Genomic DNA, 22,944 nt, shown 5'->3' with positions numbered 1-22,944 from the left:
GAGTATAGGAAAGCTCCGGGAAACCGCTGTAAAACGCCGTGCGACGGCCTGTCGCAGTTAAACTGAAAAATAAATCGTGTACATTTTTCAGATTTAGCTGGAACAACTCGCCAGTTTTTTGCGAACATTCTGTATGCCGTTGTGACCGTAAACCAGCTTTTAGTCGCATAGCGACGCGAGCCCACTGATTTTCACAACGGCTTCATGTAGTATGCCGCGCCTCGGACTACAAAAATGGGAAACACCCGGTCCGAGCGGATATTGAGCAGAGTGAGGCAAGCAATGACTGAGCGCGTTCAAGTCGGTGGCCTTCAGGTCGCCAGAGTCCTGTTCGACTTCGTGAACAACGAAGCCATCCCCGGAACCGGCATTGCGGCCGAGAAGTTCTGGGCCGGTGTGGAAGCCGTCATCAACGACCTGGCTCCGAAGAACAAAGCCCTCCTCGCCAAACGCGATGAACTGCAGGCCAAGATCGATGGCTGGCACCAGGCCCGTGCCGGCCAGCCCCACGACGCCGTGGCCTACAAGGCGTTCCTCCAGGAAATCGGCTACCTGCTGCCGGAACCGGCCGACTTCCAGGCCACTACCCAGAATGTCGACGACGAAATCGCCACCATGGCCGGCCCGCAGCTGGTCGTGCCGGTGATGAACGCGCGCTTCGCCCTGAACGCCGCCAACGCTCGCTGGGGCTCCCTGTACGACGCGCTGTACGGCACCGACGCCATCAGCGAAGAAGGTGGTGCCGAGAAGGGCAAGGGCTACAACAAGGTCCGTGGTGACAAGGTGATCGCCTTCGCCCGCGCCTTCCTCGACGAAGCCGCACCGCTGGAAGGCGCGTCGCACGTCGACGCCGCCGCCTACACCGTGAAGAACGGCCAACTGGCCGTGGCCCTGAAGAACGGCAGCGAAGTCGGCCTGAAGAACGCCGCCCAGTTCCTCGCCTTCCAGGGTGACGCTGCCAAGCCTGCCGCCGTGCTGCTGAAGCACAACGGCCTGCACTTCGAAATCCAGATCGACCCGTCCAGCCCCATCGGCCAGACCGACGCCGCCGGCGTGAAGGACGTGCTGATGGAGTCCGCCCTGACCACCATCATGGACTGCGAAGACTCCGTCGCCGCCGTCGACGCCGACGACAAAGTCGTGGTCTACCGCAACTGGCTGGGCCTGATGAAAGGCGACCTGGCTGAATCCGTCAGCAAGGGCGGCCAGACCTTCACCCGCACCATGAACCCGGACCGCGTCTACACCAAGGCCGACGGTTCCGAGCTGACCCTCCACGGCCGTTCCCTGCTCTTCGTGCGCAACGTCGGTCACCTGATGACCAACCCGGCCATCCTCGACGCCGCCGGCAACGAAGTGCCGGAAGGCATTCAGGACGGTCTGTTCACCGGCCTGATCGCCCTGCACAACCTCAAGGGCAACACCAGCCGCAAGAACTCCCGCACCGGCTCCATGTACATCGTGAAGCCGAAGATGCACGGCCCGGAAGAAGTGGCCTTCGCCACCGAGATCTTCAGCCGCGTCGAAGACGTCCTGGGCATGCCGCGCAACACCATGAAGGTCGGCATCATGGACGAGGAGCGCCGCACCACCATCAACCTGAAGGCCTGCATCAAGGCTGCCGCCGAGCGCGTGGTGTTCATCAACACCGGCTTCCTCGACCGCACCGGTGACGAGATCCACACCTCCATGGAAGCCGGCGCCGTGGTGCGCAAGGGCGCCATGAAGAACGAGAAGTGGATCGGTGCCTACGAGAACAGCAACGTGGACATCGGCCTGGCCACCGGCCTGCAGGGCAAGGCGCAGATCGGCAAGGGCATGTGGGCCATGCCGGACCTGATGGCCGCCATGCTCGAGCAGAAGATCGCCCACCCGCTGGCCGGTGCCAACACCGCCTGGGTCCCCTCGCCTACCGCCGCCACCCTGCACGCGCTGCACTACCACAAGGTGGATGTGTTCGCCCGTCAGGCCGAGCTAGCCAAGCGCGCCCCGGCTTCCGTGGACGACATCCTGACCATCCCGATGGCGCCGAACACCAACTGGAGCGCGGAAGAAATCCAGAACGAACTGGACAACAACGCCCAGGGCATCCTCGGCTATGTCGTGCGCTGGATCGACCAGGGCGTCGGCTGCTCCAAGGTGCCGGACATCAATGACGTCGGCCTGATGGAAGACCGCGCCACCCTGCGCATCTCCAGCCAGCTGCTGGCCAATTGGCTGCGCCATGGTGTAGTCAGCCAGGCACAGATTGTTGAGAGCCTGGAGCGCATGGCCGCCGTGGTGGACCGCCAGAACGCCAGCGATCCGCTGTACCGCCCGATGGCGCCGAACTTCGCCGGCAACGTGGCCTTCCAGGCCGCGCTGGAACTGGTGGTGGAAGGCACCAAGCAGCCCAACGGCTACACCGAGCCGGTCCTGCACCGTCGTCGCCGCGAGTTCAAGGCGAAGAACGGTCTCTAAGGCCCGCTCACAAAAAAACCGCCCTTCGGGGCGGTTTTTTCTTTCCTGGATTACGTCAGGCATAAAAAAACCGCCTTTCCCTGGCGGTCCCTTCATGCGCTCTTCAGCGCGATGACCTTCGCTTTGGCTTTCGGCTTCGCCGGCCTGGGCCTCACCTCGGGCGGCGGCGCCTTGGGTTGGGGTGGCGCGCCCAGCTCGTTGCGCACCAGGTTGACCAGGCGACTGGTGTCCACCGGCTTGAGGAGGAAATCCACCACCTTCATGTGCATGGCCTCGATGGCGTCCTGCACATCGGCGTCGCCGGAAACGATGATGACCGGCAGGGTCGCCCGCGCCGACTGGCGCACCTGGCGCACCACTTCCAGGCCACTGCCGCACTGCATGTGGAGCTCGGTAATCATCAAGCCGATGGTGGGGCGGGTGACCAGCAGCGCCAGCGCCTGTTCGCCGCTTTCGGCGGTGATGCAGGGGATACCCTGAGCCACCAGTTCGTCGGCCAGCGCATCGCGCCCGACTTCGTCGTCATCCACCAGCAACACACTGGGCGGCGCGCTGGGCACGCGCATGACTTCTTCGAGCGCTTGCAGCTCGGCTTCGCTCAGCAGATCACCGTAACTCATGGGGCAGTCCTCTAATGGGGCCTCCCTGGCAGGCCCAACTCCCCGTATCAATAAGCTTTAGCACGGGGTTCGGAGGTCGGATACGCAAAATGCACGCAAGTTCCCGTGCAAAACGCGGCATCCGCCGAACGGTCGCTTTCTGCTCCTGACTTCCCGCACATTGCCACTCGTTAGACTTACGTCCAATTTGTGTCGCCGGCTGCCGCGCGCAGCATGGTTCCTCTAACAAGAACAGCAGGCAGGTCCATGAACAAGGCAGATGCCTTTGCCCAGGCCGGCAAGCAGGCGGTCATGCAGAACATCCACGGCACCATGGAGTTCCTGCAGAAGTACCCACCCTTCAACCAGATGGAAAGCGCCCACCTCGCCTTCCTCGTCGAGCATTGCCTGCTGCGCTTCTATGCCGCCGGCGAATCCATCATCAAGCCCCAGGACGGCCCGGTAGAGCACTTCTACATCGTCAAGCAGGGCCGGGTGGTGGGCGAACGGCCCCATTCGGCCCGGCGCGGCACCGAGACCACCTTCGAGATCGCCAGCGGCGAGTGCTTCCCCCTAGCCGCCCTGCTCGGCGAGCGGGCCACCCGCACCGAACACCTGGCAGGCGAGGACACCTTCTGCCTGCTGCTGGGCAAGGCCGCCTTCGTCAAGCTGTTCGCCCTGTCCAACCCCTTCCGTGACTTCGCCCTGCGCGGCGTCAGCAGCCTGCTGGACCAAGTCAATCAGCAGGTGCAGCTACGCGCCGTGGAGACCCTCGGTGCCCAGTACTCCCTGGACACCCGCCTCGGCGAACTGGCCGTGCGCCAGCCCATCGCCTGCCCGCCGGAGCTGCCCCTGCGCGATGCCGTGCGGCTGATGCACGAGCAGCAGGTCGGCAGCATCGTGATCGTCGATGCCGGGCAGCGGCCCCTGGGCATCTTCACCCTGCGCGACCTGCGCCGGGTGATCGCCGACGCCAGCGCCGACCTGGTCCAGCCCATCGCCGACGTCATGACCCAGGCGCCCTTCCACCTGCCGCCAGAAGCGAGCGCCTTCGACGCGGCCCTGGCCATGACCGAACGGCATATCGCCCACGTCTGTGTGGTCAGCGGGGAGCGCTTGCTGGGCGTGGTGTCGGAGCGCGACCTGTTCTCCCTGCAGCGCGTGGACCTGGTACACCTGGCGCGCACCATCCGCCATGCCGGCCGGGTGGAAACCCTGGCCGCCCTGCGCGGCGAAATCCAGCGCCTGGTGGACAACATGCTCGCCCACGGCGCCAGCTCCACCCAGATCACCCGCATCATTACCCTGCTCAACGACCACACCGTGTGCCGGGTGATCGAGCTGAGCATCGAGGAAATGGGCGATCCGGGCATCCCCTTCACCTGGCTCTGCTTCGGCAGCGAGGGGCGTTGCGAGCAGACCCTGCACACCGACCAGGACAACGGCATCCTCTTCGAGGCAACAGACGCCGCCCAGGCCGCGGCCATCCGTGGACGCCTGCTGCCGCTGGCCGAACGCATCAACCAGCATCTGGCCCAATGCGGTTTCGAGCTGTGCAAGGGCGGCATCATGGCCGGGAACCCGCAGCTGTGCCTGTCCCGTACTGAATGGAGCCGGCGCTTCGCCAGCTTCGTCCGCGAAGCCACGCCAGAAAACCTGCTGGGTTCGAGCATCTACTTCGACCTGCGCGCCGTCTGGGGCCCCACCGAGGGCTGCGAAGCCCTGCAGCGGGAACTGCTGGTGCTGGTGGCCGACAACAGCCTGTTCCAGCGCATGATGGCCGACAACGCCCTGCGCCAGCGCCCGCCGGTGGGCCGCTTCCGCGATTTCGTGGTGGCCCGCAAGGGCGCCGAGAAGGACACCTTCGACCTCAAGGTGCAGGGGCTCACCCCCTTCGTCGATGGCGCCCGACTGCTCGCCCTGGCCCACGGCATCAGCGCCTGCAACACCCTGGAGCGCCTGCGCCAGCTGGTGGAGCGGGAAGTGGTGGATGCCCAGGACGGCGCCGCCTACGAAGAGGCCTACCACTTCATCCAACTGACCCGCATGCAGCAGCACCAGCAGCAGGCGCGCCAGGGGCTGCCCTATTCCAACCGGCTCGACCCCGACACCCTCAACCACCTGGACCGGCGCATCCTGCGCGAGTCCTTCCGCCAGGCCCAGCGCCTGCAATCCAGCCTGGCGCTACGCTATCAGCTATGAACGGTTTCCCCTGGTTCACCCGCCGCATACCTCTCGACCCGGACCTCGCCGCCCGACGCGAGCGCCTGCCCGATCCCCGGCCGCTGGACGATCGCCCCCTGCGCGAGCAGCGCTTCGTCGTGCTGGACCTGGAAACCAGTGGCCTGAACATGAGCCGTGACCTGGTGCTGTCCATCGGCGCGGTGAGCATCCACGACGGTGCCATCGACCTCGGCAGTCAGTTCGAATGCACCCTCCAGCGCGACACCGGCAAACTCAACGCCAGCGTGCTGATCCACGGCATCGCCCCCAGCGAGCTCGCCGCGGGGGTGGAACCGGCGGAAGCCCTGCAGGGCTTCATGGAGTTCCTCGGCGACAGTCCGCTGCTGGCCTTCCACGCCACCTTCGACCAGCGCATGCTGAGCCGCGCCCTCAAGCAGGACCTCGACCATCGCCTGCGCCATTGCTTCCTCGACGTCGCCGAACTGGCGCCGATGCTCTGCCCCGAGGCCGGCATCCGCAATGGCGGCCTGGACGAGTGGGTCGAGTACTTCGGCCTGCAGGTCCTGCAGCGCCACAACGCCAGTGCCGACGCCCTGGTCACCGCCGAAATCGCCTTGATCCTGTTCAGCCGCGCCCGCCGCCAGGGCCTGGAAAGCCCCGCAGCCCTGGCCTCGGCGCTGGCACGCTGGCAGCGCCGGCAGCACGCCCCCGCCCTCTGAACCCACACCACTCGGCGGCTCCGTCGAACCCCTCCCCCTCTGCCGCGTCGATTGAGGAACACCCCAGGGACGCGGAGGTTTTCCCATGGTCCGTCCAATCGCCCTCGCCCTGTGCGCCGCCCTGCTCTGCGGGACGGCCACAGCAGCCGATGTCACCTATTACCCGGTACCGACCGGCGCCGGCCCGCGCGACGTGGCGCCGGCCACCGACGGACGTGTGTGGTTCACCGCCCCGCGCCCGGGCGCCGTGGGCCTGCTCGACCCCATGAGTGGCCAGTCCCAGCTGATCCCTCTCGGCGTGGGCTCCTCCCCACGTGCCCTGGTGGTGGACCAGGAGGGCGTCGCCTGGATCACCGATCCCGGCCTGGACGCCCTGGTCCGGGTCGACCCGGTGGACCTCGCGGTGCGCACCTTCCCCCTCAAGGGCACGGCGCCCGATACCGGCCTGCACGGCCTGGCCCTGGACCGCAATGGCGACCTCTGGTTTACCGGCCAGCAGGGCTTCATCGGCCGCTTCAAGCCGGCCAGCGGCAGCCTGGAGGTCTGGCCCGCACCGGGTGGCGCCGGCCCTGAGGGCATCACGGTGACGCCCAGCGGCGAGGTCTGGTACGCCAACCAGAAGGCCCGCCATATCGCCCGTGTCGACCCGGCCAACGGCCGCGCCACGGTGGTAGACATGCCAGCCGCCAGCACCGGTCCGCGCCTGATCTGGAGCGATTCCCGCGGCACCCTCTGGGTCAGCGAAGCCGGCAGCGGCCGCCTGGGCCGCTTCGACCCGCTGGGGGAAACCTGGAGCAGCTGGAGCATCCCCGGTGGCAATGCGGACGCCCAGGCGCTCTACGTGGACGAGCAGGAGAGGGTCTGGCTGAGCGACTTCCGCGCCAACGCCATCCTGCGCTTCAACCCGTTCAGCCACTTGTTCGCCAGCTTCCCCAGCGACCGCCCCAACGCCCGCGTCACCCAACTGTCGGGCCGCACCGGCGAAGTCTGGGGTGCCGAGTCGGCCCAGGATCGGCTGGTGATGATCAGGTACTGAACGTCACGAACCCACCTGTGGTGCAGGAGCGAGCTCGCTCCTGCAGCGACGCCTCCGACTCTGTGGAGGCGAGTCAATTTGCCAAGGGCGCCGTTCGCCCTGCCTGGCGATTGAAATCGCTCCTGCATGCCCGTCGGCAATCCAATGCGGTATAACTTTCTCATTAACACCGCTGCAGACGCCGAGGACTTCGCATGAGCGCCAGCCTGACCCTCTACCACTCCCCCACCTCACCCTACGTCCGCAAGGTCATGGTGCTGCTCCACGAAACCGGGCAGCTGAATTCGGTGGCGCTCCACGGCGTCACCCTGACCCCGCTGAACCCCAGCGCCGAGGTCAACGAGCACAACCCCGCCGGCAAGATCCCGGCGCTGCTCCTGGCCGACGGCAGCGTGCTGCACGACAGCCGGGTGATTCTCGATTTCTTCGACCACCAGCACAGCGGCGAGCCGCTGATCCCCCGCGACGGCGCGACACGCTGGCGGCGCCTGACCCTGGCCTCCCTGGCCGACGCGGTGCTGGATGCCGCCATCCTGGTGCGCTACGAGACCTTCCTGCGTCCCGAGGACAAGCGCTGGGACGACTGGGTGCTGGGCCAGTGCAGCAAGATCGACCGCGCCCTGGAAGCCTTCGAGCAATCCGCCGACGAGCTGGGCGACCGCTTCGACGTGGCCGCCATCAGCGCCGCCTGCGCCCTGGGCTACCTGGACTTCCGCATGCCCGACCTCAACTGGCGCCGCGACTGCCCGAAGCTGGCGGCCTGGTACTCAACCGCCTGCCAGCGGCCCTCGCTGCAGGCCACGGCCCCGGTGCACTGAGCCCGGGCCCGTCCGGGGGCGGGGCAGACAGGCGCTGAACAGCCTGTCCAGCTCCGCCGCCAGCTTCCCGCCCCACGCCTGATCCTCCCGCAACCCCACCAGCCTCATTCCACACCTCCCGCGCGCCGGTACCAGAGGCGGAAGAAGCCCGTCGCCAGCAACAGCGCGCCCTGCCCCAGGGCCGCACAGAGTTCGAGGAAGGACCGCACCGACGGGTTGTGGGCGGCGTCCACGACCCCCGTCAGCCCCTGCCAGAAGCCGCCCGGCAGCAACCACAGGGCCAGGCCCGCCAAGGGCTTGCCGGTGAACATCCAGAGGTCGATGAAGCCGAAGGCGCCGGCGAACATCAGGCCCCCGAGCACCACCACCGAGATCACCATTCCGAGCAGGAAACAGCAGCCGAATTGCATCAGTACGCGCATGGTCGTTCCTCCTCAGTTACCAGTGGCCGGCTGGGCGCGGCCAACGCCGTACCAGTCCAGCTTGCGGGTCAGCACCATGACGCAGGCCAGCAGGCCGAACACCAGCAGCGAGCCCATCAGTAACGCGTAGTCCTCCGCGCTGAGCAGGCCGTAGAGCATCCCGTAGAGGGCGGCCAACGCCAGGGTGAAGCCACCGCCACGAACCCAGCTGTGCAGCACATGGCTGACGTAGAACCCCACCAGGGCCACGCAGGCCGAGGCCGACAGGGCGTAGGCCAGGGCAAACTCCAGGTGCTCGGAAAGCGACAGCAGCAGCAGGTAGAAGAACGCCAGGGCCAGGCCCACCAGGCCGTACTGCACCGGGTGCACCACCAGACGCTTGAGCACTTCAACGAGGAAGAAGCCGGCGAAGGTCAGGGCAACGAACAGCAGGGCGTATTTGATGGCGCGGTCGGTCTTCAGGTACTGGTCCACCGGGTCGACGAAGCTCACCCCGAAGTCCCGGGAATTGAAGCTATTGCACTCACCCGCCCCGACGCAGTCGGACAGCGCTTCCTGCAGGTTGGTGGCGAAGAAGCTGGTCTGCCAGATCGCCTTGAAGCCCTGGGCGCTGATCTCCCGTTCGCTGGGCAGGAACTCGCCGATGAAGCTCGGATGCGGCCAGGGCGAGGTCATCTCCACACGTGAGTCGCGGCCGACCGGCGTCACGCTCAGGCTGGAGGTGCCCTGCAGCTTGAGGTCGAAGCCGAAGTCCAGACTCTGGGGCGCGCCGGCCTGCAGCGGTGCCAGCCGCACGTGTACGCCACCCTCCAGCAAGCGGTCGCCGCTGCCCGGCTGGAAGTCGAAGGACTGGCCGTTCAGGCGCAGCTTCAGGGCATTGCCGATGCCACGGATATCGCTGATGCCCACTGCCAGGAAGGGCGCTTCGAAGCGGTAGTCCGCCAGGTCTTCACTGATGCCGTAGTTGGCTGGCACCAGGATCTGCCCGCTGACCTGGCTGTCGCTCTTGTACAGCCGCGCCTTGTAGATGCCCCGGGCACGCAGTTCGGTCTCCACCTTGCCCACCAGGCTGAAGCGCTCGGGCAGGAAATACAGGCGCCCGCTCACCTCGCGTTCTTCCAGGTGGCGCTGGCCGGTCTGCTCGTAGGTTTTCCACTCGCGCACCGTGCGCTTGTACGGCACCACCAGAATGGGCCCGGTGATCCGCTGGCTGTAGCTGGAGCTCCGGGCAATGTTGGCCAGCACACCGTCGCGCGCCGCCTGGCGCTCGCCGATCAGGCCGTTGATCAGTGTCAGGGGGATCATCAGAAGCAGCATCAGCAAGGCGATGATGCCCAGTTTGAAGCCGAGGGTACGGGTCATGGCGACTCTCCTTGTGTGGGGTGGGGAGAGTCTCGGCGGCCCGTGGGGTGGGCATATGGGGGAAGTGTGGAGACTGTGTGGGGATTGGGTGGCGGTCCAGGTCGGATTCGCCGTGCTTCTGTAGGGGCGAATTCATTCGCCAAGCAGACCGAAGGTCTGCCTAGCGGTCTTGTCGGGGCGGCTGCGCCGCCCTTGGCGAATGAATTCGCCCGTACACGTTTTTGGTCGCCTGTGGAGAACTACGCCCCGCGAATGTACTGCTCCAGATGATGGATCAGGCTCTCCTGCTCGGCGGTGATGTCCCGCACCAGGTCGCGGATGGAGAGCAGGCCCACCAGCTTGCCGTTTTCCAGCACCGGCAGGTGGCGCAGGTTCTTTTCGGTCATCAGCTGCATGCAGTACTGGTTGCTGTCCCGCGGGGTCACGACGAAGAGGTTGGAGGTCATCACTTCTTCGATCGTGGTGGCATAGGCGGAGCGCTCCATCGCGGCGACGCGGCGCACGAAGTCGCGCTCGGTGACGATGCCCACCAGTTCGCCCGCCTTCAGTACCACCAGCGCGCCGATGTCCTTCTCGGCCATCAGGTGCGCGGCTTCCAGCACCGTGGTGGTGGGTTCGACGCTGAACAGGTGGGTATGGGACTTGGCTCTGAGAATCTCGGCGACTGTTTTCATCCGGCAGCTCCTGAGGGGCCTGTGTTTCTTGTAGTCGAAGCTCGGCGCTTTGCATCAGAGCCGCATCAAGAATCAAGCCAGAATCGGGTTACAAGCGGGCGACGCCCCTCGAAAGTCCGAGCGCCGTCCTGGTCAATTTATAGCCGATGGGGGATCGCGCCAGCGTCGCCGGGCGGCGGCCGCATATCAATCCGCGACGAAGGGAAGTCGCAGGCAGGCTTCCACCCCGCCCTCGCGATTTGCCACCTGCAACTCGCCGCCGTGGAGCCCGGCCACTTCCTGCACGAAATTGAGGCCGAGCCCGGTGCTCTTGCGCCCCGTTGCGGGGCGCGGCAGGGAGTAGAAACGCTCGGTGAGGCGCGGCAGGGCGAACTCGGGAATCAGCTCGCCCTGGTTGAACAGACGCAGTTCCAGCCAGGTGCCCTGGCGCTCCGCCTCCAGCCGCAGCAGGCCGCCCGACGGCGTGAAGTCCAGGGCGTTGTCCAGCAGGTTGGCCAGCGCTTGGCGGAGCAGGAAACGCTCGCCGAAGGCGCACAACGCCGGTGCGATCCGGTTATCCACGTCGAGCCCGGCCGCCTCGATCCGCGCCGCCTGGGCCTGCAACAATTCCTCGACCAGCTCCCGCAGCGGTACCGGCACCCGTTCTTCCAGCCCCTGGCGCTGTTCCACCTGGGCCAGGTTGAGCAGGCGTTCGATCAGCTGCTGCAACCGTGCGCCCTCGTTGCCGATATTGGCCACGAAGCGCTGGCGCTGCTCCGCGGGCATCTCCCCCTCCAGCAGTTCGGCGGCACCCCGGATGGCGGCCAGGGGGCTCTTCAGTTCGTGGGTCAGGGTGTGCACATAGCGCTCGACGTAGGCCTTGCCCTCCAGCTGGGTACGCATGCGCTCGACGGCGGCGGCCAACTGGCGCAATTCACCACCGCTCATGTCCGGCAGCTCTGCGCGCTGGCCCTCGCTCACCGCCTGGGCGTAGTTCCGCAGGCGCCGCAGGGAGCGGCTGAGCCACCAGGACAGCGCGCCCCCGACCAGCAGGCCGAGGCCGATCAAGCCGGCGCCGAGCCAGGCCAGGCGCGCCTGGGAGCGCTCGATGTAGGGCTGCAGCGAAGCATTGGGTTTGGAGACGGACACGACGCCGATGATCCGCGCGCCATCCTTGATCGGCGCGGCCACGTACATGACCGAGGAGTCCGGGTCGTCCGGGTTCTCGCGGGAGGAGCGGGCGCCATACTGGCCGCGCAGGGTGCGGTAGACGTCGTTCCAGCGGGAGTAGTCCTGGCCCACCGCCGCGCCGCTGGAATCCAGCAACACCACGCCTTTGTCATCGGTGACGTAGATGCGGTGGTTGACCTGGGTCTTGCGCACGCCCCAGATCTCCGCCCCCGGCTGGCGCTGGCCGTAGGCCTTGAGCAGCTCGGGCAGGCGGCCCTGGTCGAGGGTGCCGTTGCGCACCTCGTCGCGCAGGATTTCCGCGAGCAGGTTGGCGGTGTCCACCAGGGTCTCCTCGGTGGACTGGCGCACGCCGGGACGAATCTCGTCCATCACGGTGCTGAGCACGAACCAGCCGGCCAGCCCGACGAAGAGGAAGTAGACCAGGAAGATGCGTATGCCCAGTGGCATCAGGCGTGGCCCGGCGAGTAGCTGTAACCCAGGCCCCGGTGGGTCTGGATGGCTTCGGCGGCGGGCGCGACCTGGCGCAGCTTGGCCCGCAGGCTCTTGATGTGGCTGTCGATATTGCGCTCGTAGCCCGCGTCGGCGGCCACCCCCAGGGCATCCAGCAACTGTTCGCGGCTGAACACCCGCTCCGGCTGCGCCAGCAGCGTCTGCAGCAGGCGGAACTCGTGGCGGGTCAAGCCCAGGGGCTGGCCGTGGTAGTGGATGCGCACGCGCTCCCCGTCCACCTGGAACGGGCCGTTGGCGGCAGCCGCCGGGGCCGGCTCGCGGGGAGCGGTGCGCTTGAGGATGGCCCTTACCCGCGCCGCCACTTCCCGCGGGCTGAAGGGTTTCACCACATAGTCGTCGGCGCCGATTTCCAGTCCCACGACCCGGTCGATCTCGGCATTGCGCGCGGTGAGGAAGAGCACCGGCACCTCGGAGAAGCGCCGCAACGCCTTGCACAGCTCGAAGCCGCTGGTGTCCGGCAACCCCACATCGAGGATCACCAGGTCCACCGGCTCCCGGCGCAGCAGCTCCAGGGCGGGACCACCCAGGCTCAGCCAGGTGGTGACGTTGCCGTCGGCCTCCAGGGCATAGACCAGCGTGTCGGCGATGGCGGCTTCATCTTCGACGATGAGGATGTGCGGCATGGGCGTCCCGGCTCATGGAGGTGATGGAAAGGCGGCTACCGGCCGATCAGCATTGGGGCTTGCCGGCGGTGAACTTGCGGCCAGGGTACACGGCGGCCTTGAATTCGCGCAGGGCCTTGGAACCGATCAGCAGCGGGTAGTTGAAGCTGGAGCGGTCGGTAAGGTTGACCTCGACGGTGCGCTTGATGCCGCCCAGGCACATTTCCATGTCCACCACCGGACGCTTGGAGATTTCCGCAGAGGGCGCCTCGTCTTCCTCGCCCAGTTCGTCGGCGCGGTTCTTGATCTTGCTGATGCGCGACAGGCGGTGTTCGTAAACGGTGCCGTCCGCGTCCTTGGTGGCCAGGCGGAAGCGCACCCATTCCTCGCCATCGCGCTTGAAGAGTTCGATGTCCTTGGCCGACAGGGAAGCGGTCAGGGCGCCGGTGTCCATCTTGGCCTTGAGGGTCTGACCGATCTCCGGCAATCGCACGTATTCGTAACGCCCATAGAGGGTGGGTTCCTGGGCGGCGACGGCGGGCAGTGCCACCAGGGCAAGCAAGGCAAACAGGGATTTCAACGCAACATCTCCTCGTTGAGGGGTACGGTTGTGGGACTGGCCGAAAGCGCAAATGGTTCGTCAGCGACGAGACGACGGGTGCGCAGCAGCATACTCGCCCCCGGTCGACGAGCAAGACCCCGACCCGGGGGAGACCGCTCGTCGCGTCGCTGGTGACTGCGTATCATCACCCGCACCCCAGCGGACAAGGAGCGACGACCCATGCAGGCACTGCTGACCGGAATTGCCACCACCCTGCTGCTCTTGCTCAACACCCTGATCCTGATCGGCCCGATGCTGGCCATCGCCCTGCTCAAATTCGTCCTGCCCGGCCAGGCCCTGCGCGATGCCTGTTCCCGTGGCGTGATGTGGGTCGCAGAGGCCTGGGCGGAAAACTGCAAGCGGGTGTTCGCCCTCCTCACCCCCACCCACTGGGATATCCGAGGCGGCGAGGGGCTGCGCAACGACACCTCCTACCTGGTCATCAGCAACCACCAGAGCTGGGTGGATATCCCGGCGCTGGTCCAGGCGTTCAACCGCAAGGCGCCCTATTTCAAGTTCTTCCTGAAGAAGGAGCTGATCTGGGTGCCCTTCCTCGGGCTGGCTTTCTGGGCGCTGGATTACCCCTTCATGAAGCGGTACAGCAAGGCCTTCCTCGACCAGCACCCGGACATGAAAGGCAAGGACCTGGAGATCACCAAGGCCGCCTGCGAGAAGTTCAAGCGCATGCCGGTGACCGTGGTGAACTACCTGGAAGGCACCCGCTTCACCCCCGTCAAACACGCCAACCAGGGCTCGCCCTACCAGCACCTGCTGAAGCCCAAGGCGGGCGGCATCGCGTTCGTGCTGGCGGCCCTGGGTGAGCAGCTGGATGCCATCCTCGACGTCACCCTGGTCTATCCGGGCAAGGGCGTGCCGGGTTTCTGGGCGCTGCTGTCAGGCCAGGTGCCGAGGGTCGTCATGGAGATCCGCACCCGCGAGCTGGACCCGGCCCTGTGGCAGGGCGACTACGAGAACGACGGGGAATTCCGCCAGTACGTGCAGGCCTGGGTCAGCCAGCTCTGGCAGGAGAAGGATGCGCGCATCAGCCAGTTGCGCGCGGAACTGAAGGGGTAGGCGCACGGCCTACCCCATCGCGACTCAGGTCGACAGGCCGTTCACCGGGGCCTGATGCACCGGCGCTTGCTGACTCGGAGCCTGCTGGTTCGGTGTCTGTTGAACCGGCGTCTGCTGCAGCCCCGGCACCACCGGCGGCGTGGTCCACTTCCACAGGTTGCTCAGGCTCGCGATCAGGTCGTTGGCCAGGCCCTGCTGGCCCAGGAAGGAAAGGATCAGCGGCGTGAACCGGCTGATCAGGTCATTGCCCATCCCCAGCGAGCCAAAGGCCTGGCTGACATCCGCCATGCTGTTCATCTGCTGGCCAGCGAGCACGCCCGGCTGGCCGCCCAAGGCATTACCCGATTGCTGGCCAAGCAAGCCGCCGAGGCTGCTGAGCAGGCCCTGGGTATTGGGGTCGGTCAGCATGCCAACGCCCGGCACGGCCTGGTTCAATTGGGCGAACTGGTCGGCCGGGAGGTTATTGCGCGCCAGGCCGAACAACGCGACCGCACCGCCCAGGGCCTGCTCCGGGGTGATCTGCAACTGGCTGCCCAACTGCTCCACCATGGCCGCCGACTCCGCCGGCGCAATGCCCGGCCCCTGTGCCTTGGTGCTTTCCGAACCGCTCGCGGCAGCGGCGGCGACGACATCGCCCAGGGTAACGGCGAACACCGGACTGGCGGCCAGGCTGAGCAGGACGGCCAGGGTCAGGCTTCGGGGGGTGTGCATAGGTCGACCTCGAGGAAGAATCCGTGCCGGGACACTGCGTACCGGCCGGTGAGCGGAAGCTCGGCAATATGACTGCTGGGATGGGGTGGGCGTTCCCGGCATTTTGTCGGTTGGTTGGCGTCGCTCCACGGACATCCTCGTAGGGTGCGCACGGCGCACCCTACCCGACCTGCAGACGCCTACGCTGAACTAGCCTTCAATGACCACCCTCTCCGGTCTGTCACCATGAGCGAAACCCGCCTTGCCGAACTCGACGCCGCCCTCCCCGGCCTGGCCCGCAAGATCCGCGTACTCGACGCCATCGCCTGGCCGGACGGCATCGAGGAACGCTTTCTCGCTGACTGGCGGGCCGGCCGGCCGAAGCTGCCGGAAGTCCAACTCCAACCCCGCGACCACAGCGCTGACGTAGCCGCGCTGGAGGACCTCGCCGGTCAGTGCGATACCGGCCACCCGGCGGGCGCCTTCCTTGCCGCCACCGCCCGCAGCTATGCCTGCGCCGGCCGCATGCTCGGCGCCATCGGCACGCCCGCCTTCACCGACTACTCCGCCAGCCTCTATCAGCGCCCGGACCACTATTACGAGCGGCAGAAGATGACGCCTCTGGACGCCGCACGCTTCTTCCTCGACACCACCGACGCGCTGCTGGACAGCCGAAGCATTCCCGCCACGGAAGCGAACATCCCGGCCGAGGCGTTCGCCGACTGGATGCGTGCCGAGGTAGATGCCTTCTTCGGACCCGGCCAGGTCAAGGTGGTGCTGGACCCGGACCTCGCCTCCAAGGCCATCGCCGGCGCCACCCGCATCCGCCTGCGGGCCTCGGCGCGCTTTTCCGAACTGGACAAGGCCCAGCTGCTGCAACACGAGGCCTTCGTGCATGTCGGCACCGCGCTCAATGGCCGCGCCCAGCCGCGCCTGACCAGCCTGGCCCTGGGCGCGCCGCGCACCACGCTGACCCAGGAAGGCATCGCCATGCTCGCCGAGCTGATCACCGGCAGCATCGATATCCAGCGCTTGCGCCGAATCGCCCTGCGGGTGGTGGCGGTGCAACAGGCACTGGATGGCTCCGACTTCATCGAAGTGTTCCAGGGTTTCTTGGAAGCCGGCCAGACGGAGGAGGAATCCTTCCGTTCCGCCCAGCGGGTGTTCAGGGGCGCCGATGTGCGCGGCGGCGGCGCCTTCACCAAGGACGCCTGCTACGTGATCGGCATGCTCGGAGTGCACACCCTGCTGCGGGTGGCGGTGCGGGACAACCGGCCGGAGCTGTTGCGGCAGCTGTTCGCCGGCCGCATGACGTCCGGCGATGTGGTGCGCCTGGCACCGCTGTTCGAGTCCGGCTGGCTGGAACAGCCGCGCTACGTACCGCCCTGGGCCTCGGACCTGCGCCGCCTGGCCGCCGCCCTGGCCTTCTCCGCCTTCGTCGGGCGGATCAAGCTGGAGGTGGTGGATCTGGAAAGGTTTGTGGAGCTGGAAGAAGAATGAGCTGGGCGGGATCAACTGTAGGGGCGAATTCATTCGCCCCTACAACAACTGGCCCCATCTACCAGCCGGGCCCAAGCAAAAAAAAGGGGCCCCGAAGGGCCCCTTGAGGGACGGACGCCGCGGCTGTCACACCCACGGCGTCGGGGTACAGCAGTCGATCAGGCCGCGCTGAAGGTCTTGTGCGGATCGATGACGAATTTCTTCGGTACGCCGGCATCGAATTCGCCGTAGCCACGCGGTGCGTCGTCCAGGCTGATGACCTGCACGCCCACCACGTCGGCGATGTTGATGCGGTCCCACATGATCGCTTGCATCAGCGCGCGGTTGTACTTCATCACCGGGGTCTGGCCGGTGTGGAAGCTGTGGGATTTCGCCCAGCCGAGGCCGAAGCGGATGCTCAGGCTGCCGATCTTGGCGGCGGCATCCACCGCGCCCGGATCTTCGGTGACGTAGAGGCCGGGGATACCGATCTTGCCGGCCACGCGGGTGACCTGCATCAGCGAGTTCAGCACGGTGGCCGGAGCCTCGTGCTTGGCGCCTTCATGGCCGTGGCCGCGCGCTTCGAAACCCACCGCATCCACCGCGCAGTCCACTTCCGGCTCGCCCAGCAGCGCAGCGATCTGCTCGTGCAGCGGGGTGTCCAGCGACAGGTCGGCGATCTCGAAGCCTTGCGCCTTGGCGTGGGCCAGACGGGCGGGGTTGAGGTCGCCGACGATGACCACGGCGGCGCCCAGCAGGCGGGCGGAGGCGGCGGCGGCGAGGCCAACCGGACCGGCGCCGGCAACGTACACGGTGCTGCCCGGGCCGACGCCGGCGGTAACGGCGCCGTGGTAGCCGGTGGGCAGGATGTCGGAGAGGCAGGTCAGGTCACGGATCTTCTCCATGGCCTTGTCGCGCTCGGGCAGCTTGAGCAGGTTGAAGTCAGCGTAAGGGACGAGCACGTACTCGGCCTGGCCGCCGGTCCAGTCGCCCATGTCGACGTAGCCGTAGGCACCGCCGGCACGAGCCGGGTTGACGGTCAGGCAGACGCCGGTGTGCATTTCCTTGCAGGAGCGGCAGCGGCCGCAGGCGACGTTGAACGGTACGGATACCAGGTCGCCGATCTGCAGGTTTTCCACGTCACGGCCTTTCTCGATCACCTCACCGGTGATCTCGTGGCCGAGCACCAGGCCGACCTGTGCGGTGGTACGGCCACGCACCATGTGCTGGTCCGAGCCGCAGATGTTGGTGGAGACCACCTTCAGGATCACCCCGTGCTCGATCTTCTTGCCGCGAGGGTCCTGCATCTTCGGGTAGTCGATCTTCTGCACTTCGACTTTGCCCGCACCGAGATAAACGACACCACGATTACCAGACATGCGTAATTCTCCGTTGTTGTTGTGAACACAAAGGCGTGGCCCACGGCCACGCGGCCTTGCACTGGAGCTTGCATCTGTTGCCGGGAGCCGCCGGTGGAACCTGGCAGGGGCGGCTTCCGTGAAAGTAGGGTGCGCCGTGCGCACCAATGGGTCCCGAAGGTGCGCACGGCGCACCCTACGGGTTCATGCGTTGAGCACCACCGTGCGGTTGGCGTTGAGGAACACGCGCCGCTCGATGTGATAGCCGACGGCCTTGGCCAGGGTCAGGCACTCGATGTCGCGGCCCTTGGCAATCAGGTCTTCGGGGTAGTGGGCGTGGTCTACCGCCTCGACGCCCTGGGCGATGATCGGGCCCTCGTCCAGGTCGTTGTTGATGTAGTGGGCCGTGGCCCCCACCAGCTTCACCCCCTTCTGGTAGGCCTGGTGGTAAGGCTTGGCGCCCTTGAAACCGGGCAACAGCGAGTGGTGGATGTTGATCGCCCAGCCGTCGAGCTTCTTGCACAGTTCGGGCGAGAGCACCTGCATGTAGCGGGCGAGCACCACCAGTTCGGCGCCGGTTTCCTCGATCACCTTCAGCACCTTGCGCTCTTGCGCCGGCTTGTCGTTGGGATCGAGGGGGAAATGGTGATAGGGGATGCCATGCCAGCGGGCCAGCGGCTCCAGGTCCGGGTGGTTGGAAACCACCGCCACCACATCCATGTCCAGTTGACCGATACGCTGGCGATACAGCAGGTCGTTCAGGCAGTGGTCGGCCTTGGACACCATCAGCACCACCTTGGCGCGGTAGCCGGGCGGCGTCAGCTCGACCTCCATGTCGAAGGGCGCCAGGCGCTCGGCGAGACCACTGCGGAAAGCCTGCTCGTCGAAGTCGTCCGGCTGGCGGAATTCGACGCGGATGAAGAAGCGCGAGGACAGCCGGTCATCGAACGAATGGTGCTCGGTGACGTAGCAGCGCTGCTCGAAGAGAAAGCGCGTCACCGCATCCACGGTACCGAGCACACTCGGGCATTGGGCGGTGAGAATCCAGGTATCGGGGGTGCGGCTCATCTCTATCTCCTTGGGTGCGCCAGGTGGGTTGGCGCTGAGCTTGAGAAGCCCAACAAGGAGCGCGCAGCGCTCCCTGAGGTCCTCCAGGGGCTTCGGTCGTTGGGCCTCGCTGCGCTTGGCGCCAACCTACCGGAGCCCCGCGCCGGTCAAGCTTTGACTGCCAGCCCGTACTCCGCGCTGGCATCCTGCAGCCAGAGCCAGATGTAGTCGGAGAAGCTGCGGCGGATCAGCAGTTCCCAAGTGTCTTCGCCGGTGTGGCGGATCACCGCGCCGGCCTTGGCGAAGGTGCTGCCCACGGCTTTGCCGACCGGGAAGTTGCTCGGATGCACGTCGTAGGTGGTGGACTTCATCAGCAGCTCCCGGGCGTGGGGCCCGGAGAGCTCGATGATGGTCTGGCCGCCGCTGACGTTGACCACGGAGATGTGCTGACCGTCCAGGGCCTTGCGCAGGCGCTGCTCGGTCTCGAACTCCTGACCGCTCGGCACGATCAGCAGCCACTCGTCCGGGCCCAGCCACTGCAGCGAGGTGTCGCCGTTGGCCACCAGGGTCAGGGCCACCGGAAGCTCCAGGCCCAGGGCGCTGTGGACGCCACCGGCGAAGGCCGGGTCCTTGGCATCGCCACGGATCACCAGGTGACCGAGGAGCTTCTTCTCGCGCAGGACCACGCCTGCGCTGCTCTTGCCTTTGCGCGCCAGCTCGTCGAGGCCGGCGTGGAACAGCGGCGATTCGGCACGGGCTTTCTCGGGACGCTGCTTGTAGACGTTCACGTTAGACATTCTGGCGATCCCCTTTCGGGTCATAGAACACGGAGCTGCAGATTTCGGCTTCGATCACGCTGCCATCGGCCAGCGGCGCGAACACGCGCTCGCCCATGCGCTTCAGGCCGCCCTTGACCACGGCCATGGCGAAGGAATACCCCATGGTCGCGCTCATGTAGCTGGAGGTGACGTGGCCGACCATCTTCATCGGGATGGACTGCTTCGGGTCGAACACCAGCTGGGCGCCTTCCGGCAGCACCTTGTTCGGGTCGATGGGTTTCAGGCCGACCAGTTGCTTGCGGTCTTCGCGCAGGCAGTCCTCGCGGTTCATGCCGCGCCAGCCGATCCAGGAGAAGGCCTTGTTGCGACCGACGCACCAGCCCATGTTCAGGTCGTCCGGGGTCACCGAGCCGTCGGTGTCCTGACCGACGATGATGAAGCCCTTCTCGGCCCGCAGTACGTGCATGGTTTCGGTGCCGTACGGGGTCAGGTTGTACTTCTTGCCCGCCTCGACGATCTGTTCCCACACGCCCAGGGCGTAGTCGGCCTGCACGTTCACTTCGTAGCTCAGCTCACCGGTGAAGGAGATCCGGAACACCCGCGCCGGGACGCCGCCGACCAGGCCTTCCTTCCAGGTCATGAAGGGGAAGGCGTCCTTGTCCAGGTCGATGTCGGTGACTTCGGCCAGCAGCTTGCGGCTGTTGGGGCCGGACAGGGTCATGGTGGCCCAGTGGTCGGTGACCGAGGTGAAATACACCTTCAGTTCCGGCCATTCGGTCTGGTGGTAGATCTCCAGCCATTCCATCACCCGGGCGGCACCGCCGGTGGTGGTGGTCATGATGAAGTGGTTCTCGCCGACGCAGGCGGTCACACCGTCGTCGAAGACCATGCCGTCTTCCTTGCACATCAGGCCGTAGCGGGCCTTGCCCACATCCAGCTTGGTCCAGGCGTTGGAGTAGACGCGGTTGAGGAACTCGCGTGCATCCGGGCCCTGGATATCGATCTTGCCCAGGGTGGAGGCATCGAGGATGCCCACGCTGTCACGCACGGCCTTGCATTCGCGAGCCACGGCGGCGTGCATGTCTTCGCCACGCTTGGGGAAGAACCACGGACGCTTCCACTGGCCGACGTCTTCGAACTCCGCGCCCTGCTCCAGATGCCAGCGGTGCATGGCGGTGTAGCGCTTGGGCTCGAACAGGTGGCCGCAGTGACGGCCGGCCACGGCGCCGAAGGTCACCGGGGTGTAGTTCGGGCGGAACATGGTGGTGCCCATCTCGGCGATGCTGATGCCCATCGACTTGGCGGCGATGGCCAGGCCGTTGATGTTGCCCAGCTTGCCCTGGTCGGTACCGAAGCCCAGTGCGGTGTAGCGCTTGACGTGCTCGACCGACTCGAAGCCCTCACGGGTGGCCAGCTCGATGCCAGCGGAGGTGACGTCGTTCTGCAGGTCGACGAACTGCTTCGGCGCACGGGAAGTGGACTTGTCGTGAGGCACCTGGAACAGGGCCACGGTCGCTTCGTCCTTGCGCTTCTCGGTCTTCGGCAGGCTGCCTTCGACCGCCTTGAAGCCGGCTTCGGCAGCCGCCTTGGCGCCCGCTTCGAAACCATCGGCCAGGGCATCGCCCAGGCCGAACACGCCATTCACGGCACCGGCGCAGTAACGCTTCTGGAAGCCTTCGCCGGGAACGAACGCGAGGATGTCCTCACGCCAGATCGGCTTGCCGCCCAGGTGCGACGCCAGGTGTACCACCGGGCTGTAGCCGCCGGAGCTGACGATCAGGTCGCAATCGACCACTTCGCCGGGGCTGGTGACTTTGTGGTTCTTCAGGTCGACGGCGCAGATGCGGGCACCGGTGACGCGCTTGCTGCCACGGGCTTCGACCACGGCGCTGCCGGTGAGGATGCGCACGCCACGGGCGCGGGCTTCTTCAACCCAGGTGCCGCGAGGGTTGCTGCGGGCATCGGCCACGGCCACCACCTGCTGGCCGGCATCGAGCCAGTCCAGCACCACGCGGTAGGCGTAGTCGTTGTTGGTGGACAGCACCAGCTGGCGGCCCGGGGCCACGCCGTAGCGGTTCACGTAGGTGGAGACGGCGCCGGCCAGCATGTTGCCCGGCACGTCGTTGTTCGAATACACCAGCGGACGCTCGTGGGCGCCAGCGGCCAGCACCACGCGCTTGGCGCGGACGCGGTGGACGCGGTGACGAGCCTGGCCATGGGGCGCGACTTCGCCCAGGTGGTCGGTCAGGCGCTGGTGGATGGTGAGGAAGTTGTGGTCGTGATAGCCGTTCACCGTGGAGCGCGACAGCAGGGTCACTTCCGGCAGTTTTTCCAGCTCGGCGATGACCTTGGCCGCCCACTCGGAAGCAGGCTTGCCGTCCAGGGTTTCACGGGTATCCAGCAGGCTGCCGCCGAACTCTTCCTGCTCGTCAGCCAGGATCACGCGGGCACCGCTGCGGCCAGCGGCCAGTGCGGCGGCGAGACCCGCGGGGCCGGCACCGACCACCAGCACGTCGCAGTACTGGTTCATGTGGTCGTAGATGTCCGGGTCGACTTCCAGGGGCGCGCGGCCGAGGCCGGCAGCCTTGCGGATGTACTTCTCGTAGGTCAGCCACAGGTTCTGCGGATACATGAAGGTCTTGTAGTAGAACCCGGGCGGCATCATGCCGCCGCCGACCTTGCCGAGGATGCCCATGACGTCGTTGTTCACGTTCGGCCAGCCGTTGGTGCTGTTGGCCACCAGCCCGGCGTACAGGGCCTGCTGAGTAGCGCGCACGTTGGGCACCTGGGAGGCTTCGGTGGAACCGATCTGCAGCACCGCGTTGGGTTCTTCCGCACCGGCGGCGACGATGCCGCGCGGACGGGAGTACTTGAAGCTGCGGCCGACGATATCGACGCCGTTGGCCAGCAGGGCGGCGGCCAGGGTGTCGCCGTTAAAGCCCTGGTAGTTCTGGCCATTGAAGGTGAAGGTCAGCGGTTGGCTGCGATCGACGCGGCCACCCTTGGGAAGACGGTTGACCTGGCTCATGCCGTTACTCCTGCGGTCGCGGCTTTCTTCTCGCCGACGTTGGCCTCGGTGACAGTGGGTTTCTCACCGATCTTGTAGGTTTCGAGGATTTCGTAGCTCACGGTGTGGCGCGTGGCGTTGAAGTACTTGCGGCAGCCGGCGGAGTGCACCCACAGCTCGTGGTGGATGCCGCGCGGGTTGTCGCGGAAGAAGATGTAGTCGCCCCACTCCTCGTCGGTGCAGGCGTTCGGGTCCAGGGGGCGCGGGATGTGCGCCTGGCCCTTGGCGTGGAATTCCTCTTCGGAGCGCAGTTCGCCACAGTAAGGACAGAAAATGTGCAGCATGGCGGGTCT

The 22,944-nt window shown here is 66.4% G+C and carries 19 protein-coding genes and 1 pseudogene; 7 read left to right on the top strand and 13 right to left on the bottom strand.

Translation table 11 applies throughout. The features are described 5' to 3' along the window. Positions 1-282: 282 nt before the first annotated feature. Positions 283-2,460 (top strand): malate synthase G, encoded by a 2,178-nt coding sequence (locus tag TQ98_RS01480; RefSeq protein ID WP_044871184.1) that lies wholly within the window; start codon positions 283-285, stop codon positions 2,458-2,460. A 179-nt stretch (positions 2,461-2,639) separates the two neighbouring features. Here TQ98_RS01480 and TQ98_RS01475 read toward each other — a convergent pair. After that, positions 2,640-3,080 (bottom strand): annotated as a pseudogene (locus TQ98_RS01475) (response regulator); the annotation flags it as partial. A gap of 246 nt (positions 3,081-3,326) precedes the next feature. Here TQ98_RS01475 and TQ98_RS01470 point away from each other — a divergent pair. The 4 genes from TQ98_RS01470 to TQ98_RS01455 all read left to right on the top strand — a co-directional run bounded on the left by TQ98_RS01470 (position 3,327) and on the right by TQ98_RS01455 (position 7,816). Then, a complete protein-coding gene (locus tag TQ98_RS01470; protein ID WP_044871182.1) occupies positions 3,327-5,261 on the top strand; it encodes a putative nucleotidyltransferase substrate binding domain-containing protein in 1,935 nt (644 codons plus the stop codon). Continuing rightward, the gene (locus tag TQ98_RS01465; RefSeq protein ID WP_044871181.1) at positions 5,258-5,962 is read left to right on the top strand and encodes a 3'-5' exonuclease; all 705 of its coding nucleotides are present in this window, start codon (positions 5,258-5,260) and stop codon (positions 5,960-5,962) included. The genes TQ98_RS01470 and TQ98_RS01465 overlap by 4 nt, the downstream gene beginning before the upstream one ends. An 85-nt stretch (positions 5,963-6,047) precedes the next feature. Next, complete coding sequence (locus tag TQ98_RS01460; protein ID WP_044871180.1) at positions 6,048-6,998, top strand: lyase; 951 nt, start codon at positions 6,048-6,050, stop codon at positions 6,996-6,998. Between the two features lie 194 nt (positions 6,999-7,192). Then, positions 7,193-7,816: a glutathione S-transferase family protein gene (locus TQ98_RS01455; protein WP_044871179.1), complete on the top strand. Its 624-nt coding sequence runs from the start codon at positions 7,193-7,195 to the stop codon at positions 7,814-7,816. A gap of 104 nt (positions 7,817-7,920) precedes the next feature. On the opposite strand, the gene TQ98_RS01450 is transcribed toward TQ98_RS01455, so the two are convergent. The 6 genes from TQ98_RS01450 to TQ98_RS01425 all read right to left on the bottom strand — a co-directional run bounded on the left by TQ98_RS01450 (position 7,921) and on the right by TQ98_RS01425 (position 13,136). Then, positions 7,921-8,238 carry a hypothetical protein gene (locus TQ98_RS01450; protein WP_044871178.1) on the bottom strand — a complete coding sequence of 106 codons (318 nt, stop codon included), beginning with the start codon at positions 8,236-8,238 and terminating at the stop codon, positions 7,921-7,923. A 12-nt stretch (positions 8,239-8,250) separates the two neighbouring features. Beyond that, entirely contained in the window at positions 8,251-9,600 is a 1,350-nt protein-coding gene (creD, locus tag TQ98_RS01445; protein ID WP_044871177.1) for a cell envelope integrity protein CreD, read from the bottom strand. Positions 9,601-9,839: 239 nt separating this feature from the next. Further along, on the bottom strand, positions 9,840-10,274 hold the full coding sequence (locus tag TQ98_RS01440) for a CBS domain-containing protein (RefSeq protein WP_044871176.1): 435 nt from the start codon (positions 10,272-10,274) through the stop codon (positions 9,840-9,842). 186 nt (positions 10,275-10,460) lie between these two features. Next, complete coding sequence (creC, locus tag TQ98_RS01435; RefSeq protein ID WP_044871175.1) at positions 10,461-11,891, bottom strand: two-component system sensor histidine kinase CreC; 1,431 nt, start codon at positions 11,889-11,891, stop codon at positions 10,461-10,463. After that, on the bottom strand, positions 11,891-12,577 hold the full coding sequence (gene creB / locus TQ98_RS01430; protein ID WP_044871174.1) for a two-component system response regulator CreB: 687 nt from the start codon (positions 12,575-12,577) through the stop codon (positions 11,891-11,893). Before creB ends, creC begins: the two co-directional genes overlap by 1 nt. Before the next feature lie 46 nt (positions 12,578-12,623). Continuing rightward, positions 12,624-13,136, bottom strand: coding sequence for an ATP-dependent zinc protease (locus TQ98_RS01425; RefSeq protein WP_044871173.1), 513 nt, complete (start codon positions 13,134-13,136; stop codon positions 12,624-12,626). Positions 13,137-13,337: 201 nt separating this feature from the next. Between TQ98_RS01425 and TQ98_RS01420 the strand changes: the two genes are divergently transcribed. Then, positions 13,338-14,231, top strand: a complete 894-nt coding sequence (locus tag TQ98_RS01420) for an acyltransferase (protein ID WP_044871172.1) — start codon at positions 13,338-13,340, stop codon at positions 14,229-14,231. Between the two features lie 24 nt (positions 14,232-14,255). Here the strand turns inward: TQ98_RS01420 and TQ98_RS01415 are convergent, their stop codons facing one another. Next, positions 14,256-14,942, bottom strand: coding sequence for a DUF2780 domain-containing protein (locus TQ98_RS01415; protein ID WP_044871171.1), 687 nt, complete (start codon positions 14,940-14,942; stop codon positions 14,256-14,258). A gap of 225 nt (positions 14,943-15,167) precedes the next feature. Between TQ98_RS01415 and TQ98_RS01410 the strand changes: the two genes are divergently transcribed. Further along, entirely contained in the window at positions 15,168-16,421 is a 1,254-nt protein-coding gene (locus tag TQ98_RS01410) for a flavohemoglobin expression-modulating QEGLA motif protein (RefSeq protein WP_044871170.1), read from the top strand. A 158-nt stretch (positions 16,422-16,579) separates the two neighbouring features. Here TQ98_RS01410 and fdhA read toward each other — a convergent pair whose 3' ends face one another. The 5 genes from fdhA to TQ98_RS01385 all read right to left on the bottom strand — a co-directional run bounded on the left by fdhA (position 16,580) and on the right by TQ98_RS01385 (position 22,935). After that, positions 16,580-17,779: a formaldehyde dehydrogenase, glutathione-independent gene (fdhA, locus tag TQ98_RS01405; RefSeq protein WP_044871169.1), complete on the bottom strand. Its 1,200-nt coding sequence runs from the start codon at positions 17,777-17,779 to the stop codon at positions 16,580-16,582. A 183-nt stretch (positions 17,780-17,962) separates the two neighbouring features. Continuing rightward, positions 17,963-18,826 carry a formyltetrahydrofolate deformylase gene (gene purU / locus TQ98_RS01400; RefSeq protein ID WP_044871168.1) on the bottom strand — a complete coding sequence of 288 codons (864 nt, stop codon included), beginning with the start codon at positions 18,824-18,826 and terminating at the stop codon, positions 17,963-17,965. A gap of 146 nt (positions 18,827-18,972) precedes the next feature. After that, the gene (gene soxG, locus TQ98_RS01395; protein WP_044871167.1) at positions 18,973-19,602 is read right to left on the bottom strand and encodes a sarcosine oxidase subunit gamma family protein; all 630 of its coding nucleotides are present in this window, start codon (positions 19,600-19,602) and stop codon (positions 18,973-18,975) included. Beyond that, on the bottom strand, positions 19,595-22,612 hold the full coding sequence (locus TQ98_RS01390; protein ID WP_044871166.1) for a sarcosine oxidase subunit alpha: 3,018 nt from the start codon (positions 22,610-22,612) through the stop codon (positions 19,595-19,597). The genes soxG and TQ98_RS01390 overlap by 8 nt, the downstream gene beginning before the upstream one ends. Continuing rightward, positions 22,609-22,935 carry a sarcosine oxidase subunit delta gene (locus tag TQ98_RS01385; RefSeq protein WP_044871165.1) on the bottom strand — a complete coding sequence of 109 codons (327 nt, stop codon included), beginning with the start codon at positions 22,933-22,935 and terminating at the stop codon, positions 22,609-22,611. The genes TQ98_RS01390 and TQ98_RS01385 overlap by 4 nt, the downstream gene beginning before the upstream one ends. Positions 22,936-22,944: the final 9 nt, after the last annotated feature.

This window comes from Pseudomonas sp. LFM046, from assembly GCF_000949385.2.
GTDB lineage: Bacteria > Pseudomonadota > Gammaproteobacteria > Pseudomonadales > Pseudomonadaceae > Metapseudomonas.
Note: the sequence above shows the minus strand (reverse complement) of the source record. Positions and strands in the feature narration are given on the sequence as shown.

Bases quoted from the DNA above. Each gene is read 5' to 3' on its own strand.
- TQ98_RS01480 (WP_044871184.1), top strand. From the start codon at position 283: ATGACTGAGCGCGTTCAAGTCGGTGGCCTTCAGGTCGCCAGAGTCCTG.
- TQ98_RS01470 (WP_044871182.1), top strand. From the start codon at position 3,327: ATGAACAAGGCAGATGCCTTTGCCCAGGCCGGCAAGCAGGCGGTCATG.
- TQ98_RS01465 (WP_044871181.1), top strand. From the start codon at position 5,258: ATGAACGGTTTCCCCTGGTTCACCCGCCGCATACCTCTCGACCCGGAC.
- TQ98_RS01460 (WP_044871180.1), top strand. From the start codon at position 6,048: ATGGTCCGTCCAATCGCCCTCGCCCTGTGCGCCGCCCTGCTCTGCGGG.
- TQ98_RS01455 (WP_044871179.1), top strand. From the start codon at position 7,193: ATGAGCGCCAGCCTGACCCTCTACCACTCCCCCACCTCACCCTACGTC.
- TQ98_RS01450 (WP_044871178.1), bottom strand. From the start codon at position 8,238: ATGCGCGTACTGATGCAATTCGGCTGCTGTTTCCTGCTCGGAATGGTG.
- creD (WP_044871177.1), bottom strand. From the start codon at position 9,600: ATGACCCGTACCCTCGGCTTCAAACTGGGCATCATCGCCTTGCTGATG.
- TQ98_RS01440 (WP_044871176.1), bottom strand. From the start codon at position 10,274: ATGAAAACAGTCGCCGAGATTCTCAGAGCCAAGTCCCATACCCACCTG.
- creC (WP_044871175.1), bottom strand. From the start codon at position 11,891: ATGCCACTGGGCATACGCATCTTCCTGGTCTACTTCCTCTTCGTCGGG.
- creB (WP_044871174.1), bottom strand. From the start codon at position 12,577: ATGCCGCACATCCTCATCGTCGAAGATGAAGCCGCCATCGCCGACACG.
- TQ98_RS01420 (WP_044871172.1), top strand. From the start codon at position 13,338: ATGCAGGCACTGCTGACCGGAATTGCCACCACCCTGCTGCTCTTGCTC.
- TQ98_RS01415 (WP_044871171.1), bottom strand. From the start codon at position 14,942: ATGCACACCCCCCGAAGCCTGACCCTGGCCGTCCTGCTCAGCCTGGCC.
- TQ98_RS01410 (WP_044871170.1), top strand. From the start codon at position 15,168: ATGAGCGAAACCCGCCTTGCCGAACTCGACGCCGCCCTCCCCGGCCTG.
- fdhA (WP_044871169.1), bottom strand. From the start codon at position 17,779: ATGTCTGGTAATCGTGGTGTCGTTTATCTCGGTGCGGGCAAAGTCGAA.
- purU (WP_044871168.1), bottom strand. From the start codon at position 18,826: ATGAGCCGCACCCCCGATACCTGGATTCTCACCGCCCAATGCCCGAGT.
- soxG (WP_044871167.1), bottom strand. From the start codon at position 19,602: ATGTCTAACGTGAACGTCTACAAGCAGCGTCCCGAGAAAGCCCGTGCC.
- TQ98_RS01390 (WP_044871166.1), bottom strand. From the start codon at position 22,612: ATGAGCCAGGTCAACCGTCTTCCCAAGGGTGGCCGCGTCGATCGCAGC.
- TQ98_RS01385 (WP_044871165.1), bottom strand. From the start codon at position 22,935: ATGCTGCACATTTTCTGTCCTTACTGTGGCGAACTGCGCTCCGAAGAG.